The 19,154-nt window shown below is 66.5% G+C and carries 22 protein-coding genes and 1 tRNA gene; 19 read left to right on the plus strand and 4 right to left on the minus strand.

Annotation, left to right across the window (positions count from 1 at the left end):
* The first annotated feature begins 131 nt into the window (after positions 1-131).
* The 4 genes from ACIQC9_RS08875 to ACIQC9_RS08890 are packed head-to-tail and all read left to right on the plus strand — an operon-like array spanning position 132 to position 4,794.
* Positions 132-1,532, plus strand: a complete 1,401-nt coding sequence (locus ACIQC9_RS08875) for a sensor histidine kinase (RefSeq protein WP_400614596.1) — start codon at positions 132-134, stop codon at positions 1,530-1,532.
* Between the two features lie 29 nt (positions 1,533-1,561).
* Positions 1,562-1,936: a response regulator gene (locus ACIQC9_RS08880; RefSeq protein WP_400614599.1), complete on the plus strand. Its 375-nt coding sequence runs from the start codon at positions 1,562-1,564 to the stop codon at positions 1,934-1,936.
* A 51-nt stretch (positions 1,937-1,987) separates the two neighbouring features.
* Positions 1,988-3,448: an aminotransferase class I/II-fold pyridoxal phosphate-dependent enzyme gene (locus tag ACIQC9_RS08885; protein WP_400614602.1), complete on the plus strand. Its 1,461-nt coding sequence runs from the start codon at positions 1,988-1,990 to the stop codon at positions 3,446-3,448.
* 56 nt (positions 3,449-3,504) lie between these two features.
* Complete coding sequence (locus ACIQC9_RS08890; protein ID WP_400614604.1) at positions 3,505-4,794, plus strand: OmpW family protein; 1,290 nt, start codon at positions 3,505-3,507, stop codon at positions 4,792-4,794.
* Positions 4,795-4,858: 64 nt separating this feature from the next.
* Here ACIQC9_RS08890 and ACIQC9_RS08895 read toward each other — a convergent pair.
* The 3 genes from ACIQC9_RS08895 to ACIQC9_RS08905 all read right to left on the minus strand — a co-directional run bounded on the left by ACIQC9_RS08895 (position 4,859) and on the right by ACIQC9_RS08905 (position 6,692).
* Positions 4,859-4,943 (minus strand) — tRNA-Leu (locus ACIQC9_RS08895).
* Between the two features lie 6 nt (positions 4,944-4,949).
* On the minus strand, positions 4,950-6,392 hold the full coding sequence (locus ACIQC9_RS08900) for a M20/M25/M40 family metallo-hydrolase (RefSeq protein WP_400614606.1): 1,443 nt from the start codon (positions 6,390-6,392) through the stop codon (positions 4,950-4,952).
* Positions 6,393-6,455: 63 nt separating this feature from the next.
* Entirely contained in the window at positions 6,456-6,692 is a 237-nt protein-coding gene (locus ACIQC9_RS08905) for a DUF3297 family protein (RefSeq protein WP_400614609.1), read from the minus strand.
* Between the two features lie 106 nt (positions 6,693-6,798).
* Between ACIQC9_RS08905 and ACIQC9_RS08910 the strand changes: the two genes are divergently transcribed.
* The 14 genes from ACIQC9_RS08910 (at position 6,799) to ACIQC9_RS08975 (ending at position 17,806) form a co-directional block, all read left to right on the plus strand.
* Positions 6,799-7,650, plus strand: a complete 852-nt coding sequence (locus ACIQC9_RS08910) for an aldo/keto reductase (protein WP_400614611.1) — start codon at positions 6,799-6,801, stop codon at positions 7,648-7,650.
* 39 nt (positions 7,651-7,689) lie between these two features.
* On the plus strand, positions 7,690-7,938 hold the full coding sequence (locus ACIQC9_RS08915) for a helix-turn-helix domain-containing protein (protein WP_400614614.1): 249 nt from the start codon (positions 7,690-7,692) through the stop codon (positions 7,936-7,938).
* The gene (locus ACIQC9_RS08920; RefSeq protein ID WP_400614617.1) at positions 7,938-8,591 is read left to right on the plus strand and encodes a Pr6Pr family membrane protein; all 654 of its coding nucleotides are present in this window, start codon (positions 7,938-7,940) and stop codon (positions 8,589-8,591) included. The genes ACIQC9_RS08915 and ACIQC9_RS08920 overlap by 1 nt, the downstream gene beginning before the upstream one ends.
* 8 nt (positions 8,592-8,599) lie before the next feature.
* Positions 8,600-10,132 carry a UbiD family decarboxylase gene (locus ACIQC9_RS08925; RefSeq protein WP_400614619.1) on the plus strand — a complete coding sequence of 511 codons (1,533 nt, stop codon included), beginning with the start codon at positions 8,600-8,602 and terminating at the stop codon, positions 10,130-10,132.
* A complete protein-coding gene (locus tag ACIQC9_RS08930; RefSeq protein WP_400614621.1) occupies positions 10,104-11,327 on the plus strand; it encodes a serine hydrolase domain-containing protein in 1,224 nt (407 codons plus the stop codon). The genes ACIQC9_RS08925 and ACIQC9_RS08930 overlap by 29 nt, the downstream gene beginning before the upstream one ends.
* 70 nt (positions 11,328-11,397) lie before the next feature.
* Positions 11,398-12,018, plus strand: coding sequence for a hypothetical protein (locus ACIQC9_RS08935; RefSeq protein WP_400614623.1), 621 nt, complete (start codon positions 11,398-11,400; stop codon positions 12,016-12,018).
* Entirely contained in the window at positions 12,015-12,635 is a 621-nt protein-coding gene (locus tag ACIQC9_RS08940) for a hypothetical protein (RefSeq protein ID WP_400614625.1), read from the plus strand. Before ACIQC9_RS08935 ends, ACIQC9_RS08940 begins: the two co-directional genes overlap by 4 nt.
* 40 nt (positions 12,636-12,675) lie before the next feature.
* Positions 12,676-14,502, plus strand: coding sequence for a M14 family metallopeptidase (locus ACIQC9_RS08945; RefSeq protein WP_400614628.1), 1,827 nt, complete (start codon positions 12,676-12,678; stop codon positions 14,500-14,502).
* On the plus strand, positions 14,502-14,894 hold the full coding sequence (locus ACIQC9_RS08950) for an MAPEG family protein (protein ID WP_400614630.1): 393 nt from the start codon (positions 14,502-14,504) through the stop codon (positions 14,892-14,894). Before ACIQC9_RS08945 ends, ACIQC9_RS08950 begins: the two co-directional genes overlap by 1 nt.
* Positions 14,895-14,934: 40 nt before the next feature.
* Positions 14,935-16,290, plus strand: a complete 1,356-nt coding sequence (locus tag ACIQC9_RS08955; RefSeq protein ID WP_400614633.1) for a TldD/PmbA family protein — start codon at positions 14,935-14,937, stop codon at positions 16,288-16,290.
* A complete protein-coding gene (locus ACIQC9_RS08960) occupies positions 16,287-17,102 on the plus strand; it encodes a 3'(2'),5'-bisphosphate nucleotidase CysQ (RefSeq protein ID WP_400614635.1) in 816 nt (271 codons plus the stop codon). Before ACIQC9_RS08955 ends, ACIQC9_RS08960 begins: the two co-directional genes overlap by 4 nt.
* Entirely contained in the window at positions 17,099-17,335 is a 237-nt protein-coding gene (locus ACIQC9_RS08965) for a DUF4170 domain-containing protein (protein WP_400614638.1), read from the plus strand. The genes ACIQC9_RS08960 and ACIQC9_RS08965 overlap by 4 nt, the downstream gene beginning before the upstream one ends.
* A 62-nt stretch (positions 17,336-17,397) precedes the next feature.
* Positions 17,398-17,580, plus strand: a complete 183-nt coding sequence (locus ACIQC9_RS08970; protein ID WP_400614641.1) for a hypothetical protein — start codon at positions 17,398-17,400, stop codon at positions 17,578-17,580.
* 7 nt (positions 17,581-17,587) lie between these two features.
* Complete coding sequence (locus tag ACIQC9_RS08975) at positions 17,588-17,806, plus strand: hypothetical protein (RefSeq protein ID WP_400614643.1); 219 nt, start codon at positions 17,588-17,590, stop codon at positions 17,804-17,806.
* Between the two features lie 3 nt (positions 17,807-17,809).
* On the opposite strand, the gene ACIQC9_RS08980 is transcribed toward ACIQC9_RS08975, so the two are convergent.
* The gene (locus tag ACIQC9_RS08980; protein ID WP_400614644.1) at positions 17,810-18,475 is read right to left on the minus strand and encodes a tyrosine-protein phosphatase; all 666 of its coding nucleotides are present in this window, start codon (positions 18,473-18,475) and stop codon (positions 17,810-17,812) included.
* A 286-nt stretch (positions 18,476-18,761) separates the two neighbouring features.
* Here ACIQC9_RS08980 and ACIQC9_RS08985 point away from each other — a divergent pair, with 286 nt between their 5' ends.
* The gene (locus ACIQC9_RS08985; protein ID WP_400614647.1) at positions 18,762-19,145 is read left to right on the plus strand and encodes a hypothetical protein; all 384 of its coding nucleotides are present in this window, start codon (positions 18,762-18,764) and stop codon (positions 19,143-19,145) included.
* Positions 19,146-19,154 lie beyond the last annotated feature (9 nt).

Raw genomic sequence — 19,154 nt, forward strand, 5'->3', positions numbered from 1 at the left:
ATCACCTCAATACGTATTCGCGAGGCCAAGACGCCATCAATTTTAGTCGATATTAACCGCCACGCCGTTAGCACTCTGCGATACCGACATCCGTGCGCCCGGCGTGCGGAGAGCGACGACGGAGCCGGCCAGTGCAGAACAACGACGCGGACCGCAAGCTCGGTCTCGGCGCCTTCCTCGACTACTTCATTCCCATGGAGCTGCAGGTCCAGCCGGATACGCACCGCCGCGCCCGCATGTTCATGATCAGCCACGTGTTCGGGCCGTTCCTGGGCAATGTCATCCCGCTGTATCTGTACTTCATCAACGGGATTCCGGCGGACTTCCGCTTCTGGACCTTCCTCGTCTCGGTGACGGCCTTCTGGGTCTATCCGTTCGTGCTTCGGTACACGAAGGCCTACCGGACGCTGGCCCTGCTTTCGATCACCAACCTGAATTTCTGCATTCTATGGGCCTGTTTCAGTTACGGCGGAATCTATTCCCCATTCCTGCCGTGGACGCTGGTGATACCGGTGCTGTCGTTCCTGTATCTGCCGGCCACAGGACTGACACGCGCGGTTATCCTGACCCAGATCGTCGCCTGCTTCAGCGTCTTCGCCTGGCTGGTGGTGACCGGCTATCCATTCCCGGCGGTGAACCTCGATGAGTTCCAGATCATCGGCATCATCTCGATCGTGTCGGCCTCAATCTATGTGGCCATGATGGCGATCTACTTCGCCAACGTCTTCCGTGAGCAGACCGAGTTCGAACGGCAGCTCGGCGATCTGGTCGCCGCCGCCGACAACCTGCGCAACCTGACCCAGTCGGCCGAAATGGCGACGGCGGCCAAGGCCGATTTCGTGGCCTCGATGAGCCACGAGTTGCGCACGCCGCTGAACGCCGTGATAGGTTACAGCCAGCTGCTGCTCGACGATGCCGAGGACGACGGCGACGAGGCCCTGTCGCGCGATGTGCAGAAGATCCACACGGCGGGCGCCCAGCTTCTGGGGCTGGTCGACGACATCCTGGACTTTTCGAAGATCGAAGCGGGCAAGATGCCTGTGCAAGCCCAGCCGGACAGCCTGTCCCACGCTATCGGCGCGTTGATCGCGGACCTGAAGACGACGGCCGAGACCCGGAACTACGCGATCGAAGTCAGCCTGCCGGAGCACGACACCGAGTTGCGGATGGACTGGCAGGCGCTTGGCAAGGCGATCGGACACCTGGTCAATGGCGTGACCGCGGAGGGCCCGGGCGGCGTGGTCCTGATGGACGTCAGTCACGAGGGCGGTGACCTGTCGGTTCGGGTATCCGATCCGGCTGATCAGATGGCGGGCGGAGACGACGCCAGCCTGTTCGACGCCTTCGCCGCTGCCTCTGACGCGAGCGCGACAAAATACGGCGGCGCCGGCATCAGCCTGGCGCTGAGCCTGAAGTTCGCCCAGCTGATCGGCGGCGACGTAACCGCGTCGCGCGGCGCCGACGGCCGCCGGGTCTTCACCCTGACCGCGCCGGCCCATGCTGAGCCCGACGCCCTGCGCGTCGCCGCCTGATTACCCTGTAGCGTCAAGCGAGTTCGCCCATGACCACCGTGCTGATCGTCGAAGACAACGAGATGAACCGGGACATGCTGACCCGGCGCCTCGAACGGAAGGGCTACGCCGTCCATTCGGCCGTCGACGGCCCGACGGGGATCGAGGCCGCGCGTGAGCTGACGCCGGACGTCATCCTGATGGACGTGGCGCTGGGCGCCATGGACGGGTGGGAGGCGACGTTAATCCTTCAGGCCGACGAACGCACTCGCCACATCCCCGTGATCGCCCTGACCGCTCATGCGCTGGAAAGCGACCGTCGGCGCAGCATGGAGGTCGGCTGCGTCGATTTCGAAACCAAGCCGGTGTCTCTCAACGACCTCGTCGAGAAGATCGAGAAACACATTGTAAAGGCTGCCGCTTAACCGGGTTTTATCGCCACGCCTGTATTGTAGCATACCAATAGATATAGACCGGTGGTATCTGACGTGGTCGAGAAGAACGCCCAGTCATTCAGTGCTCTTGAAGGTAGTATGCGGGATTTCCGCTATATTGCCGGCGCCAATCTACTTGACCGCGTAAGCGCCTTCTATGACTGGCAGCAGGCGCGCCGTCAGTCCGGGGTCTGGCCGCTGGGTCGCTCGACCGAGCATGGACCGCACAGCAAATGTCAGGCGCGCACGGACGAGGGTGAACTGTTCGAGGGCGTGAACTTCGCCTCGCAGGACTACCTCAGCCTGTCGTCACACCCCGAGGTGCGCGACGTCGCCATCGAGACCATCATGAAGTTTGGCGTGCACAGCGCCGGCTCCCCCGCGCTGGTCGGCAACACCTCGCTGTCGCTTGAGTTGGAGCGCAAGATCGGCGACTTCCTGAAGGCCGAGCATGTCGCCCTCTTCCCCACGGGGTGGGCCGCAGGCTTTGGCGTGATCAAGGGACTGGTCCGGTCCAGCGATCACATCGTCATGGACGTACTGGCCCACGCCTGTCTGCAGGAAGGTGCCGCGGCGGCCACGAAGAACGTCCACCTGTTCCGTCACAACAGCCTGGACATGGCCCGGGAGAAGCTGGCCAAGATCCGCGCAAAGGACACGACCAACGGCATCCTGCTGGTGACCGAGGGCCTGTTCTCGATGGACTCCGACACGCCGGACATCGAGGGCCTGCAGGAGCTTGCGCACGAGTTCAACGCCACCCTCGTGGTCGACGTGGCGCACGATCTCGGCTCGCTGGGCGACGCCGGACAGGGTCACATCGGGATCCAGAACATGATCGGCAAGGTCGACGTGATCATGGGCGCCTTCTCCAAGACCTTCGCGTCGAACGGCGGCTTCGTGGCCTGCCGCAGCCGCGCGGTGAAGGAGTATCTGCGCTACTATTCCTCGCCCAACACCTTCTCGAACGCCCTGTCGCCGGCGCAGGCCGCGATCGTGGGCAAGTGCTTCGATATCGTGGCGTCCGAGGAAGGGCGTCAGCTGCGCCAGAAGCTGATGGGCAACATCACCCTGCTGCGCGAACTGCTGGCGAACAGCGGGCTCGAGGTCTACGGCGACCCGTCGCCGATCGTCTGCGTGAAGATGGGGCGCGAGAGCCTTGCCCGCCTCAGCAGCCGCCATCTGCCCTCTAACGGCCTGCTGGCCAATCTGGTGGAGTTTCCGGCGGTGCCCAAGGGGCGCGCCCGCTTCCGTCTTCAGGTCATGGCCAACCACAGCCATCGTGACATTGCAGACACGGTTCACCGCCTGACCAGTTCGATCGTCGCCGCACAGGCCGAGGACGAAGCCATCACGGCCGGCCGCTTGTCGCTAAACGAGCTGATGGCGACGCCGATCCCCACGGTGCGGGCGTTCGACGACGTCACAACCCTTGATCGTGCGCCTGTGCGCGTAAATCTGGAGGCGGCGCCTTCAGTCCTGCTCCGGTCCTCGGCGGCCTGATTTAACCGGACATTCAGGCCCCAGTGTTATGCCGGGGCAACAGGGGTGTGTTCTTGATGCGTAATCATTCTACCGGAGCCGTACTGCTCGCAAGCGTCGGCGCCATGGTCGCGCCGGGCGTCGTCGCCGCGCAGTCGGTCGAGCATGACGGCTATGTGCGTCTGGGCCAGACCTGGACCCATCTGGCTGACCAAGGCGACGTCTATTCGAACGGCGCCTTCGCGCCCGGCTCGGACTACACCACCAACGTCGTGCGCCCGCTGGCGGTGACCGCCGGCTGGTTCGTGACCGACAAGATCGCGATCGAGGCCTCGTTGACCGAGGAAGCCGAGACCCACAATTATCCGGGCGGCAGCCTGACCGGCCTGCCCGATCTGGGCGTGGACGCCTTCCAGACGACCTCGGTTTCGGCGACATGGCACCCGATGCGGGGCCAGCGCCTGTCTCCCTATATCGGCGCGGGCTATGTCTATCAGAACACGACCGGAAACGTTGACGGCTTCGGCCAGAACTTCCGCATCGAGGACAGCCACGGCCCGATGATCCAGGGCGGCGTCGACGTCGCCCTGACGGACCAGTTCGGCGTCTTCGTCGAGCTGAAGAAGGCCTGGTATCGCGCGGACGGCAGCGGCATTCTGCTGGGCGCTCCGCTGTATGCGGACTCCAAGCTGGACCCGATGACGGTGCAGGTCGGCGGAACATGGCGCTTCGGCCCGACGAAGACGGTCACGCCACTGGCGCTGAACGGCGACGGCAAGTGGCTGTTGCGGGCCGGGGCCGCCCGCCTCGAACTCGACGACACCCTGTCCCTGACCGTGGGCGGCGCTCCGTTCGCCGGGGCCAGTCTGGCGACTGATCCGCACTGGACCCCGGTCGTGCAACTGGGCCGCCGACTAACGGACAAGTTCGCCGTCGTGGCCACGCTGGGCCTGCCGCCCGAGATCGACGCCAGCGGCGGCGGTACGGCGGCGGCCTTCGGCAAGCTGGCCGAGGTCAAATATGGTCCGTCCGCCCTGACGGTGCAGTACCAGCCCCTGACCACCGGCTGGTTCCGCCCCTACGTCGGACTGGGCGCCACCTACATGATCATGTTCTCGACCAAGGATTCGATCCTGACCGACGTCGAGATGGAGAACGACATCGCCCCGGTCGTCGAACTGGGCGCGGACCTGATGGTCAACGACAGCTACGGCTTCTTCGTTGAGGCAAAGAAGGGCTGGCTGGAGACCACCGCCACCGGCAACGTCAGCCCCGCCGCCGGCCCGCCGCTGGCCGGAGCCCCGGTCGTCGGTCAGGCCGAGATCGGACCGATGGTCTACAGCGTGGGCGCCGTGTTCCGCTTCTAGGAATGCCTGCACGCCAATGAGAAACGGGCGGCTCCGACGAGCCGCCCATTTTTATGTGTGCCGATGGTGCGAGCGGCGGGACTCGAACCCGCATGACCTAGGTCGAGAGATTTTAAGTCTCCTGCGTCTGCCAATTTCGCCACGCTCGCGGATCGTCAGTGGGCCTCCGTCGCCGGAGCGGCCGCGCGCAGGGCGCGGAAGTCGACGTCGCTGTCGGCGATCAGCCACACCAGACCGGCCCAGGCGGCGACGTTCTGGCTGACCTGTTTGGGGTCCAGCTTGTCCAAGGTGTCGTCGGCGGTGTGATGCAGGTCGAAGTAGCGCGTGCCGTCCTGCGCCAGACCGAAGACGGGAACACCCGCGCCGGCCAGCGGGCCGATGTCGACGCCGCCGTGCAGTTCGGGCGTGGCCGAGGACAGGACACCGATCGGATACAGCACCTGCGCCGCGGCGCGGGCGAAGTCGCTGTTCTGGCCTCCGGGCGGCAGGCGCAGGGCGTAGATGTTATCTGCGCCGAAGTCGCTCTCGCCGGCGATGATGTGTTTCTCCAGCGCGCCCGCCTGCTGCACGCCGCGCAGGTAGGCGCCGCCGCCGTTGCCGGTGTCGGTGGGCTGGGCGACTTCTTCCGAACCGTACAGGACGACGCGCACGGTGCGGGCCGGGCGACGACCGCTCTCGGCGATGGCCTTGGCGGCCGCGAGGGTGATCCCTCCCCCCGCGCCGTCGTCGAAGGCGCCGGTGCCGAGGTCCCAGCTGTCCATGTGAGAGCCCAGCACGATGACCTCGTCCGGACGCGAGCGGCCGGGGATGTCGCCGATGACGTTCTGGCTGACGGTCTGGTAGGTGCGGGCCGTCGAGGTCAGACGCACCACCGGCGCGGTGTCCAGCTCGGCCAGACGGGTCAGTTGGTCCGCGTCCGGGGCCGACAGGGCGAAGCTGGGGATGGTCGGCTGTCCGTCGACGTAGCGGGTTGTGCCGGTGTGGGGCATGCGGTGCTCGTCTGTGCCCGCCGAGCGCATCAGGAAGGCGACCGCGCCCTTGCTTTTCGCCGCGGCCGGGCCTGCGCCGCGGATGCGCGACAGCAGGCCATAGCCGGAACCGTCCTGCATCCGCACCATCTGGCCGGCGTCGACATAGGCGATCTTGCCCGCCAGCGAGCCGGCCGGCGCGGCGTTCAGGGTCTCAAGGCTGTTGAACCAGACGACCGGCGCCTCGACCCCGTCCGCGGGCGTGGCTGGCGAGTGGCCGAGCGCGGCGACGACCAGACGCTGGGGATGATCGCCCATGATCATGGCGCTCTCCTCGCCCCGATCCCAGCCAACCAGCGAAAACTCCTCGATCCGGACGTTCCGGAAGCCGTGGGCGCGCATGTAGTCGGCCGCCCAGGCCGCGGCCGCCTGTTCCGACGGCGAGCCGGCCGGGCGTGCGCCGAAACGGGTCGTCAGCTGGGTGACGTAGTCCATGGCGATGTTCTCGCGCATCGCGGCGTCGCGGATCGTCTGCGCGCGCTGGATCGTCTGCGCGTCCTGCGCCAGTACGGGAGGGGCGACGGCAAGCGCGAGCGCGCTGGCGGCGAGAAGACGGACAGACAGGCGCATGGCGGCTCCGGACTCAGACAGGAGGCGGACCCTAGACCGGAGGGCGGTACCGGTGAAGCCGGCTTATTCGCTCTTGATGTAGGGCTCGACCGGGCCCTGCAGCTTGACCGTCAGGGCCTTGCCGCGACGATCGACGCGGTTGCCGACGGCGAGACGGACCCAGCCTTCGGAGACGCAGTATTCCTCCACGTTGGTCTTTTCCTCGCCCTTGAAGCGGATGCCCACGTTCTGTTGCAGAACGTCAGCGTTGTAGAACGGGCTGTCGGGGTCGACGGAGAGGCGGTCGGGAAGATCGGTCATGGCGGCGCTTTAGCCGAAGCCGACGAACTGTCCAAGGCCGCCTTGAACGATGGAACCCACGGCATAGGTATGCCGCTCCCCTGTCGAACGCCGTCCGGAGCCTGCCATGACCGACCAACCTGTGATCACCGTCGACGGCCACGCCATCCCCCTGCTGGGGTTCGGCACGTGGAACCTCGAGCCTGCGGACGCCCGGCGCATGGTCGCGGAGGCCTTGCGCATCGGTTATCGCCACATCGACACGGCGTGGATCTATCACAACGAGGCGGCGGTCGGGGACGGCATCCGGGACGCCATCGAGGCGGGGACTGTGGCCCGCGACGACATCTGGCTGACCACCAAGATCTGGGTGGCGCATTTCGAGCGCGACGCCCTGCTGAAACAGGCGAAGGAGTCGGCAGAAAGTCTGGGCTTCACGCCAGACCTGCTGCTGCTCCACTGGCCGAAGACCCAGCCGACCTTCGAGGCGACGCTGGACGCGTTGAATGAGGCGAAGGATCAGGGACTGACGAAGACCATCGGCCTGTCGAACTTCCCGTCGGAGGAATTCCGTCAGGCGCAGTCGCTGTCGAAGGCGAAGCTGGTCACCAATCAGGTCGAGTATCACCCCTACCTCAAGCTGACGAAGCTGCTGAAGGCGGCCAGGGATCTGGGCTCGTCGATCACCGCGTGGTCCCCGCTGGCGCAGGGCAAGATCGCAGACGATCCGACGCTCAAAGAAATCGGCGACGCCTATGGCAAGAGCGCCGGTCAGGTCACCCTGCGCTGGCTGATCCAGCAAGACGTCATCGCCATTCCCCGCACCACCAAGGTCAGCCGGGCCGAGGAAAGCTTTGACATCTTCGACTTCGCCCTGACCGACGAGGACATGGATCGCATCCATGCGCTGGCCCGTCCCGATGGCCGTCTTGGAGACTGGATTGATCCCGCGTTCAAATGGGATGAAGAATGGGCGTGAGGCGGCCCGACTAGAGGCCGCCCGTTCGGAGGTACGCGGATGGGTTCGGTGCTGGGATTTCCCGGCGTCGATCCGCTGGATGCGGCGGTCGGCGCGAGGCTGAAGCGGTGGCGCGAACAGCGCGGCTGGAGCGTGGAAGACATGGCGCGCCTGCTGGACATCACCCCTGAAGAAGAACGACGCGCCGAGGCCGGGCGCGCCCACCTGGACAGTCTGGCCATCGGCGCCGCGACGCGGGCCCTGCGCCTGCCGATCTGGGCGCTGCAATCGGACACGAGAGCGTACTGATGGCCCGCGAGGGGGCGGCGAGAGCGTACCGCGCCATCTTCGCCCTGGTCGGCTGGTTCGCCATCGGCCTGCAGTACTGGCTGACGATCACCGGCAATCCCGCCATTGGCGCGGGCGAGCTGACGCTGAACTTCTTCAGCTACTTCACAATCCTGACCAATCTGGTGGTCGCGCTGGCCCTGACCGGCCCGGTCGTGGCGCCGAACAGCGCCTTCGGGCGATGGACCGCCAGCGAAGGCGTGCGCGCGGCGATCGCCATGTACATCGCCGTGGTCGGCGTCACCTACCACTTCCTGCTGTCGCACGTCTGGGATCCGCAGGGCCTGCTCTTCATCTCGAACGGCCTGTTGCACTACGTGATGCCCGCCGCCTTCGTACTCGACTGGCTGTTGTTCACGCCGAAGGGCCGGCTGCGCTGGATCGACCCGGTAAAATGGCTGTCCATGCCGCTGATCTACACCGGCTGGACCCTGATCCACGGCTACGCCTCGGGCTGGTGGCCCTACTGGTTCATGAACGTGCCAGAGCTGGGTCTGGCGAAGGCGGCTTTCTGGGCGGGGGTGATGCTGGCGTTCTTCCTGATTGCGGGATTGGTCATCGCGGCGATCGATCGCGCCTTCGGACGGCGTGACAGGACGCTCGCCGCCGCTTAAGCGAGGCCATGGCCTACAAGTCCCTGCGCGATTTCATCGACATCCTCGAAGCCGAGGGCGAGCTGGTGCGGGTGACCGAGCCGGTCTCTACCCATCTCGAGATGACCGAAATCCAGACCCGCCTGCTGCGCAACGGCGGCCCGGCGGTGATCTTCGAGAAGCCGGTCATGCCCGACGGCTCGATCAGCCCGATCCCCTGCCTCGCCAACCTTTTTGGCACGGTGAAGCGGGTCGCCATGGGCGTGACCATGGAAAAGAAGACCCGGACGACCGCCGCCGAGTTGCGCGAGGTCGGCGAACTGCTGGCCTTCCTGCGCAATCCGACCCCTCCACGCGGTCTGGGCGACGCCATGGAGATGCTGCCGCTGATGCAGACGGTCATGGCGATGCGGCCGAAGGTGGTGAAATCCGCGCCGGTCCAGCAGGTGGTGCTGCAGGGCGACCAGATCGACCTGACCTCCCTGCCCGTTCAGGGCTGCTGGCCCGGCGAGCCGGCGCCGCTGATCACCTGGGGCCTCGTCGTGACAAAGGGCCCGTCGGACGCGCGCGAGGACGACTTCAACCTCGGCATCTATCGCATGCAGGTGCTGGGCAAGGACAAGGCGATCATGCGCTGGCTGGCGCACCGCGGCGGCGCCCAGCACTATGCCCGGCACAGGAAGGCCGGATCGAAAGAACCCCTGCCCTGCGCCATTGTCCTTGGCGCCGACCCCGGCACCATTCTGGCGGCGGTCACGCCGGTGCCGGACACCCTGTCGGAATACCAGTTCGCCGGCCTGCTTCGCGGGGCCAAGGCCGAGCTTGTCCCGTGCAAGACCGTGCCGCTGATGGTCCCGGCCAACGCCGAGATCGTGCTGGAAGGCCATGTCCTGCTGGACGAGCACGCGCCCGAGGGTCCCTACGGCGACCACACCGGCTACTACAACTCGGTCGAGACCTTTCCGGTCTTTCAGGTCTCCGCCATCACGATGCGGCGCGACCCCATCTATCTGACCACCTTCACCGGCCGCCCGCCCGACGAGCCGTCGGTGCTGGGCGAGGCGCTGAACGAGGTCTTCATCCCCCTGCTCCGCCAGCAGTTCCCCGAGATCACCGACTTCTGGCTGCCGCCGGAAGGCTGCAGCTACCGCATCGCCGTGGTATCGATGAAGAAGGCCTACCCCGGCCACGCCAAGCGCGTGATGCTGGGCGTCTGGAGCTATCTGCGCCAGTTCATGTACACCAAGTGGGTCATCGTCGTGGACGACGACATTGACGCCCGCGACTGGAAGCAGGTCATGTGGGCGATCTCGACCAAGATGGACCCCGCGCGCGACATCACCGTCATCGAGAACACCCCCATCGACTACCTCGACTTCGCCAGCCCCGAGAGCGGCCTCGGCTCCAAGATCGGCCTCGACGCCACCGACAAATGGCCGCCTGAGACGAAGCGGGAATGGGGCGACGAAATCCGCATGGACGACGCCGTGGTCGATCGGGTGTCGGAGATTTGGGGTCGCCTCGGATTGCCGGGTGACGGAACGCCGATCTGGAAACGCTGAACGACGCCTGGCGCACCGAAAGCGACCAGATTTCGACCAGCAGGCTTGCCTTGGAGCGACCATTGCGTCGCCTCTCCTCCTCCAGTGGGAGGTCGAAATGCGTAACCGGATCAGAATTTGCACCCTCGCCATGACGCTTGCGCTGGCAGTCCCGGCTTCAGCGCAGGAACACGGCTTCGCCGAGTTTGGTGAAGAGGTGCAGCGCCAGTGTGATGCTGGCGAGTTCGAAGGGCTGGTCGCGGTCCAGGTCAGTGGCCTGACGGCCTACTTTTTCGGGTGCGGCCTGGAGACAACCCGGACCGCGCGGTACAAGATCTTCTCGACCAGCAAACTGCTCACGGCGCTGGCGGTGATGAGCCTTGTCGAGAAGGGCCGGATGGAGCTGGATGCTCCGCTCGTTCGCTACCTTCCGGAGGCGCCGGTAGGCTGGTCCACAGTCACGATCCGACATCTGCTGAACCACACCTCCGGTCTGGGCGATCACACGAACGAGCTGGCGGGCCATTTCGGGCTGGATCATGCGACCGCGATGCAGGCCCTGCTTCGGGAACGGGCGATCGCGGAAACTCTGCCGTCGACACCTCCGGGCGCGACGTGGCGGTACAACAACTTCGGTTATGAACTTCTCGCCCATGCGGCCGCCCGGGTGGACGGCAGGAGTTTCGACAAGGTGCTCGAGGATCGGGTTTTCGCACCCGCCGGAATGAAGGGCGCAATCGTCGAACTGGGCGGTCGGGTCGAAGGGAATCTGACTAGCCAGTCCGACCCGCGGCTGGCTTCGGGGTGGAACCGCGAAGACAAGAGCGGCCCACGCGAGGCCGCGGTAAGCCGTAGCTTCGTGCAACTCGGGGCGGGGGCAGTGCATGCGACGCTGGAAGACATGATCGCGCTGGACCGGGCCATTCGCGGAAACCGAATTGTTCGCGCCGAAACATGGGACTTGATGATCAAGTCATCCGTGCCGACCTCCGCCGCGAACCCGGGATCGGCCTACGGTCTGGGGCTCATGGTCTCGGAGCGAGCCGGAGTTCCCAGTCATGGCCATACTGGCGGAGTGAACGGCTACGTCAGCACCTTCCGCAGGTTTCCAGATCAGGACGCCACGGTGATCGCGTTGTTCAACACAGGATGGTCGGGAACGCGCTGGATTGAGGAGGCGGCCGGAAAAGCGCTCGCGGAGCGGACCACGCCCTGATCCCGCGCTCGCGCGAGACAGATCGCCGATATGGCAATATGGCTTCGCTTGACGATTCGCCGGGGGCCATGTGAGCACGTTCGAGTTCTTCTTCAGCTTCTATGGCCTGCTGCTGGGCCTGTCGGTGGCGGTGCTGGCGACCGGTGCGGCGCGGGCGTTCAAGCATCGCAAGGCCATAAAGGTCGGGTGGCTGACGCCCCTGCTGGCGACCTTTGTGGCGCTGGACATCGCCACCTTCTGGGACGCGGCGTGGGTCAACTTCCGCGGGCTGCCTTTCAGCTATGGCCTGCTGGTCGGCGGGCTGTTGATCGCTGTCGTCTATTTCATCGCCGCATCACTGGTCTTTCCCGACGAGACGGACGCAGACCTGTCGCTCGATGAGCATTTCTGGACGCACAAGCGGACGGTGCTGATCCTTCTGATCCTCGCCAATCTGCTGGGCGGGGCAGCGCAGCTGGCCGTCAACTTCGCCCGTGAGAACGGCCAGCTCATAGTCGCAACCTACGGGCTCTTCATCGGCGTCTATGTCGTGCTTGTCGGTCTGGCGGCGTGGACGAAGCGGCGCTGGCTGTTCGCGGTCGCCCTCGGCCTGCACGTGGTGCTGTATCTCTACATCGCAGTCTACACGGTGGTCTCGCCGCCCTCTCCACAATCGCCGCTGGCGCACGTCAGGGCCGAGACCATCCAATGAGCGCGTTCGAGTTCTTCTTCAGCTTCTACGGCCTGCTTTTGGGCCTGTCGGTCGCAGAGCTGGTCGGCGGGTTCGCACGGGTGCTGCATGAACGGGAGCGCGTTCGGTTCGGCTGGCTGACGCCCTTGTTGGCGGCGTTCGTGGCGCTGGATGTGGCGACGTTCTGGAATCAGGCCTGGGGCATCTTCCGGGGCGCGCCGTTCAATCACGCCCTGCTGATCGTCGGTCTGATCATCGCGGGCGTCTTCTACACCGCCGCCAGCGTGACCTTCCCGCGGGTGTCGGCCGAGGGCGTGCATGATCGCATCGATCTGGACGAGCATTTCTGGAAGCACCGGCGGCTGGTGTTCGGCTGCATCATGGCGGCCAATCTGATCGTGGGCCTGCTGTTTATGTGGCTGATGAGGGTGGACGCCGGGTTCGCGGCCCTGTCGACGCCGCGTCTCTGGTTCGGGTTCGCCGTCTTCTTCTTCACCACCGCCACCGCCGCTTTCGCGCCGTGGCGGCCGGCGGTGATCGGCAGCCTGCTGGTGGTTCTGGCCTACAGCGTTTGGTCCGTCTCCCAGTCTGCGATCCATCTGGTCGCGGCCGGAGGCTGGTCGCCGCCGACCGGATGACGGCTTGCCAGTCCGCGTCGGAGGGCGGATGAACGGCGCCATGCGCTCCGCCCTCATCCTCGCCGCGTTGGCCGCGGTCCTGTCGTCGAGTCCTGTCATGTCCCAGTCCGTTCCCAACGCCGCCCCGTGGGACCAGCCCTTCCTGCCGCCCGCACCGCCGTGGGACGGGGCCAGCATGGCCTTGCTGCGCGGAGCCTCGGACCCATGGGTGACGGCCTTCGAGGCTGACGCCGCCCATGATTTCAGCCCGAACTACGTCGACACCCGCGCATGGTTCGACCGGCTGGACGCCGCCTCGGACCTGATCCGCATCGAGCAGTTCGGGACATCTCCCGAGGGCCGACCGATCTATGCGGTGATCGCGTCGAAAGACGGCGCGACCTTCGATCCATCCAAGCCGGTGCTGCTGGCGCAGGCGGGCATCCACCCGGGCGAGATCGACGGCAAGGACGCGGGCATGATGCTGCTGCGCGACATCGCCTTCTACGGCAAGGACGCCTTGCTGGACCGGGTGAACCTGATCCTGATCCCGATCCTGTCGGTGGATGGCCACGAACGGGCTTCAGCCTACTCGCGACCCAATCAGCGTGGTCCGCGCATTCAGGGCTGGCGCAACACGGCGACCAACCAGAACCTGAACCGCGACTACCTGAAGCTGGACCAGCCCGAGATGCGGGCGGTGCGCGGGCTGATCCTGAAGTACCGGCCGGACCTGTACATCGATATCCACGTCACCGACGGCATGGATTACCAATACGACGTCACTTACGGCTTCAATGGCGAGAACGGCGCCTTCTCGCGCTCGCCTGCCGCCTCGGCCTGGCTGGACAGCGTGCTGAAGCCGGCGATGAACGCGGCGCTGGAGGGTCAGGGCCACATCCCGGGTGAGCTGGTGTTCGGGCAGGACGACGAAAATCCGCGCGCCGGTCTGAACGACGGCGGGCTGGGCGAGCGGTTCTCGAACGGCTGGGGCGCGGCGGCGCATGTGCCGACGATCCTGATCGAGAACCACAGCCTGAAGCCGCATGAGCAGCGGGTGCTGGGGACCTACGTTTTCCTCGAGGAGAGCCTGCGCCTGCTGGCCGAAAAGGGGGCCGACCTGCGTGCGGCGACGGCTTCGGACAGCGCGCTGAGGCCCGCGGAAATCCTCGCCAACTTCGCACAGGACCCGGAGCCGTCCTCGACGAGAGAATTCAAGGGCATCCGGTACGAGACGTACGACAGTCCCGCGTCCGGGCGGCGCGAAATCCGCTGGTCGGGCGAGGCCGATCCGGAGCTGTGGCGTCTGCCGTTCTACGGCTCGCACTCGACCCTGACGCTGAAGCGGCCCGAGGCCTACTGGGTGCCGTCGTACCGGACGGACATCATCGAGCGGCTCCGGGCGCACGGCGTGGCGATGCAGACGCTGGCGGAACCGCGTGTCGTCAACGTGGAGATGTTGAAGCTCGACGATCCAAAGCTGGCGACGCGCGCCAACGAGGGCCACGTCCAGATTTCGGTCACGCAGGTGACGCCGGAGACGCGCGACTGGACCTTCCCGGCGGGATCGGTGCGGGTGCCGACCGACCAGCCGCTGGGCGACATCGTCGTCCTGCTGCTGGAGCCGCAGTCGAGCGAGAGCTTTTTCGCCTGGGGCCTGTTCCCGGAGGTGCTGAGCCGGGTGGAATACATCGAGGGCTATGCCATCGCCCCTCTGGCCGAGCGCATGCTGGCGGCCGATCCGGCGCTGAAGGCCGAGTTCGAGGCGAAACTGGCGGCGGAACCCGAGTTCGCGGCCAGTGGCGACGCGCGATTGCAGTGGTTCTACGAGCGGACGCCGTTCTATGATGACCGCTATCGGCTTTATCCGATCGGGCGGGAGGGGTGATGAGCGCGTACCAGGCGGCGGGTCTGTGGACGGCCCTTCTGATACTTCTGATGGTGATCCTGTCTGTCCGGGTGATGCTCGCCCGGCGGACCCATCGAGTGTCGCTCGGCGATGGCGGGCTGGAGCCGATGACCGTGCTGACGCGCAGTTTCGGCAATGCGGCGGAGTATACGCCGCTTGCGATCGGCGCCCTGATCCTGCTGGCGGCGCTGGGGTCTACGGCGACCGAGGTGCACGCCATCGGCGTCACCTTCTTCGTCGGACGGCTGGTGCATCCGCTGGGCCTGACGATGAAAGCCCCCAACTGGGCGCGGATCGTGGGCATGATGCTGACGTGGCTGCCTTTGATCGCGGCGTCGGTGCTGCTTCTGATGGCGGTCTTCGCCGTCTGAGGCCGGTTGCGGGTCGCGAGCCGCTCCGCCATATCGGGGCATGACTTCGCCCCGCGACGCCGCCTCCCCTTCCGAAATCCTGTCCGATCTGGTCGCCGCCGCGCTGAGGGCCGGCGCCGACGCGGCCGAGGCGGTCTCCGCAGAGCGCGCGGCCCTGTCCGTCGGGGTGCGGACCGGCGCGCTGGAGGATGTCGAGCGCGAGGAGAGCCGCGATCTGGGCCTGCGCGTCTTCGTTGGCCGGCGGCAGGCGACGGTGTCGGCGTCTGATCTGTCGGACGCCACCCGTGCGCGACTGGTCGAACGCGCCGTCGCCATGGCGCGGCTGGCGCCGGAGGATCCCTACGCCGGTCTGGCGCCGGAGGAACGGCTGGCGCGCGGCCCGCATGCCGAGCTCGACCTGTTCGACGCCTCGGAGCGCTCCGCCGACGAACTGCAGACCGTCGCCGCCGAAGCGGAAGAGGTCGCGCTCGCCGTGCCCGGCGTGGTTCGGTCGGAGGGCGGGCACGCCTCGACCTCGACAGGCCACTGGCGGCTGGTGACCTCGCACGGGTTCGAGGGCGCCTATCACGGGTCGATCTTCTCTCTGGGCGTCGGCGTGATCGCCCAGAAGGACGGGGCGATGGAGCGGGGCGGCGAGCACCGCTCGACCCGCCACCTGTCCGACCTGCCGGACGCACGTTCCATCGGCGCCGAGGCCGGCCGACGCGCCGTCGCCCGCACCGGACCGCGCAAGATCGCCTCGACCACCGCCCCTGTGATCTTCGAGAACAGGGTCGCGACGCAGGTGCTGTCGCCGCTGGTCGGCGCCATCGGCGGGCCGTCGATCGCGCGAGGGGTCTCGTTCCTGAAAGACAAGCTGGGTCAGCGGGTCTTGCCCGAGGGAGTCGATCTGATCGACGATCCCTTCCGCAAGCGCGGCTTGGGCTCCACCCCCTTCGACGACGAGGGTGTCGAGGTGTCGAAACGGGCGTTGGTCGAGGACGGGGTGCTGACGACCTGGCTGCTGAACAGCGCCGCCGCGGCCCAGCTGGGGCTGGAGTCGACCGGCCATGCCTCGCGCGGGCTGGCGGGACCGCCGGGAGTCTCGACCCACAACCTGCATCTCGAGCCGGGTGAGCGCGATCTCGCCGGGCTGATGGCCGACGCGGGGGCCGGCCTGCTGATCACCTCGATGTTCGGCCCGTCGCTGAACGCCAATACCGGCGACTGGTCTGCGGGGGTGTCGGGCTTCTGGTTCGAGGACGGTCAGATCGCCTACCCGGTCAGCGAGGTCACCGTGGCCGGGAAGCTGATCGACCTGTACGCCCGCCTGCAGCGCGGTTCGGATCTTGAGTTTAGGGGCGGATTCAACAGTCCGTCGCTGCTGTTCGACGCCGTCGCCATCGCGGGCAAATGATCGATCTCGCCGCCGACCTGAAGCTGATCCGCGAGGCGGCCCTCCTGGCGGGTGAACTGGCGCTGGCGGAGCGCGAGCTGGGCCTGAACATCCATGCCAAGCCGGGCGGCTCGCCCGTCACCAACGCCGATCTGGCGGTCGACGCGATGCTCAAGGCCACGCTGCTCTCCGCGCGGCCGGACTACGGCTGGCTGTCGGAGGAGACGGCCGATACGCCCGACCGCCTGTCGAGGCGTCGCCTGTTCGTGGTCGACCCGATCGACGGCACGGCGGCCTATATGAAGGGCAAGCCGTGGTGGTGCATCCCCGTCGCCGTTGTCGAGGACGGGCGGCCGGTCGCGGCCGTCATCCATGCGCCTGCGCTGAACGAGACCTTCGAGGCGGTATCGGGCGGCGGAGCGACGCTGAACGGCAAGCCGATCTCCGCCTCCGACACCGACGATCTGGACGACGCCTCGGTGCTGGCCGATGCGCGGCTGATGGAAGGGCCGCTGTGGCCAGAACCGTGGCCCCCCATGCGGTTCGAGAAGCGGAACGCCATCGCGTACCGGATGGCGCTGGTGGCCGCGGGGGCGTTCGACGCGGCCATCGCCCTGACTCCCAAGTGGGACTGGGACGTCTGTGCGGGCGCCCTGATCGCCACTGAAGCGGGCGCCAGAGTCAGCGATCATCACGGTCGGCCATGGCTTTTCAACCAGCCGGACCCGCGGCAAACCAGCCTGATCTGCGCCGCGCCGGCGCTTCACCCGTTGATTGCGCGGCGCACGGCGTCTATTCCCCTCGCGCCTGTCAGCCCCGGACCGCGCCCATGACCGACTCTCCCCAACTGCTCCACCTCGTGATCGGCGGCGAACTGCGCCAGCTGGGCGGCGCGGAGTTCCGCGACCTGTCGCAGGTCGAGTTCGTCGGCGCCTTCCCGAACTATGACGAGGCCCGCAAGGCCTGGAAGGCCCGCGCGCAGGCGACCGTCGACAACGCCCACATGCGGTATTTCATCCTGCATGCGCACCGGCTGATCGATCCGGACGGCGACGGACACGCCTGACCGGAACCCTCGCGGCCTCTGACGCGCTTTGTCGGTAACGGCAACGCTGACGGAGAAACGCCATGTCCACCGCCCTTATCGTTCTGGGTCTGTTGATCGTCGCCGCGGTGGTCGTCTATTTCGCCACGCGCAAGAAGACCGCAGCGCCGGCCGAGCGCGTTCTGCCGCAAGACGGCGACACCGGCTGGAACGACCCGGTAACGCCCGGCCAGCCCGCCCGGACGGATCTGCCAAACAAGGATTGACCACCCCTTGACCCTGTTCGGACGCACCCTCGCCCCCGAGGAGATATTTGGGCTGATCACCCTGCTGACCGCGCTGGTCATCTGGGTGATGGCCTGGCGCGGCGAGCGGAACTGGGCCCGCTTCTTTCGGGGCTGGGAAGCTGACCGCAAAGCCCGGCGTGACGCCGAGATCGCCGCCGAACAGGGCGCGCCGACGCCCGGCGACAAAAGCGGCCCGTGGGGCTGAGGCCTACTCCCGCCGCAACAGCCTGTCGGTCAGGATCGTGCCCCACCATCCGGCCTTGAACTCCGCCCGGATCGCCTTGGGATCATAGGCGTCGCTGTCGATCCAGTCGATGAAGCTGACGCCGGTCGGCTCGATTTCGTCGACGTATTTCTCGAGGGTGTAGTCCAGCACGCCGGTCAGACCTTCGCGGTGGTGCAGGTATTTCTTCGACAGCTGACTCATCGCCTGAGAGATCGGCTCGCCCAGATGGAAGTGGCGATACAGCACCGCCATCATCCCTGCCCGGTCCGCCCCGGACTTGCAGTGGATCAGCACCGGATATTCGATCGTGCGGAACAGCTCCCGCGCCCGGTGAATTCGGTCCCGCTGGGGCGGATCGCGGCTGTCGAGCGGCGCGTCGATCAGCGTCAGGCCCAGGCGCGCGCAGGCGTCCTTCTCCAGCGCATAATAGGCCTCGTCCCGAGCACCACGCAGGTTGATGACCGTCCTGATCCCCTGCGACTTCCAGAACGCCAGCTGTCTTGGCGAGGGCTGGTTGGTGCGGACGAGGTCCGGGCCAAGCCAGTGGGCGTTCATGAACCACCGGCGCAGAAAGGCGTGATCCTTCCAGACATAGTCCCACCGCGTCTTGAACCGGCCGCCGGGGGTGGAAAGATCGTAGCGGGACATAAGGGGGAGATAGCGTCTGGAGGCGGCTGCGTCATCAGATGCGGATTTGCGCCCCATGACCTATACTTCTGACCGACAAGGAGAACAGACGATGAAACCCAGCCTGATCCCTTTAGCCGCCGCGGGCCTGATCGCGATCACCGCGTGTCAGCCAGCGTCGGAGCCGTCTAAGAAGGCGGTTGTCCCTGCACCGGGTGCGGCGACGCCAGCACAGGCGCCCGCGGCGTCGGCAGCTGTGGAGGATCCCGCACTCAGACCCTTCCTTGAGGCCCGCACAGCTGACGCAATGGCTCCGCTTCGTTACGTCGCCAAAACCACCGGCGAAGGCGACGACCAACTCACGCTCGTCTATCTGATCGGTCCGGAATATTGCGGAAGCGGCGGTTGCAACCTTCTGATTCTCGGCCGGCAGGGCGATCCGTTCGCCGTGCTCGGCGAAGTCACGGTCGTACAGGCGCCGATCAGGGTTCTGGAAACCCGGACCAATGGACGGCCCGATATCGCCGTCGGCGTAAGCGGCGGCGGGGCCGAACCGCACGAGGCGTTGCTGGCTTTCGACGGCGCCCGGTACCCTTCGAACCCGACCGTCGCTCCGGCCCGCAAGATCGACGGCGCCGCGGGAACGACCCTGATCACCGATGCGGACACCGGCGAAGCCCTCAAGGAATAGCGGAGCCTG

The organism is Brevundimonas sp. NPDC092305 (assembly GCF_044755415.1).
In the GTDB taxonomy this organism is placed as follows: Bacteria; Pseudomonadota; Alphaproteobacteria; order Caulobacterales; family Caulobacteraceae; genus Brevundimonas.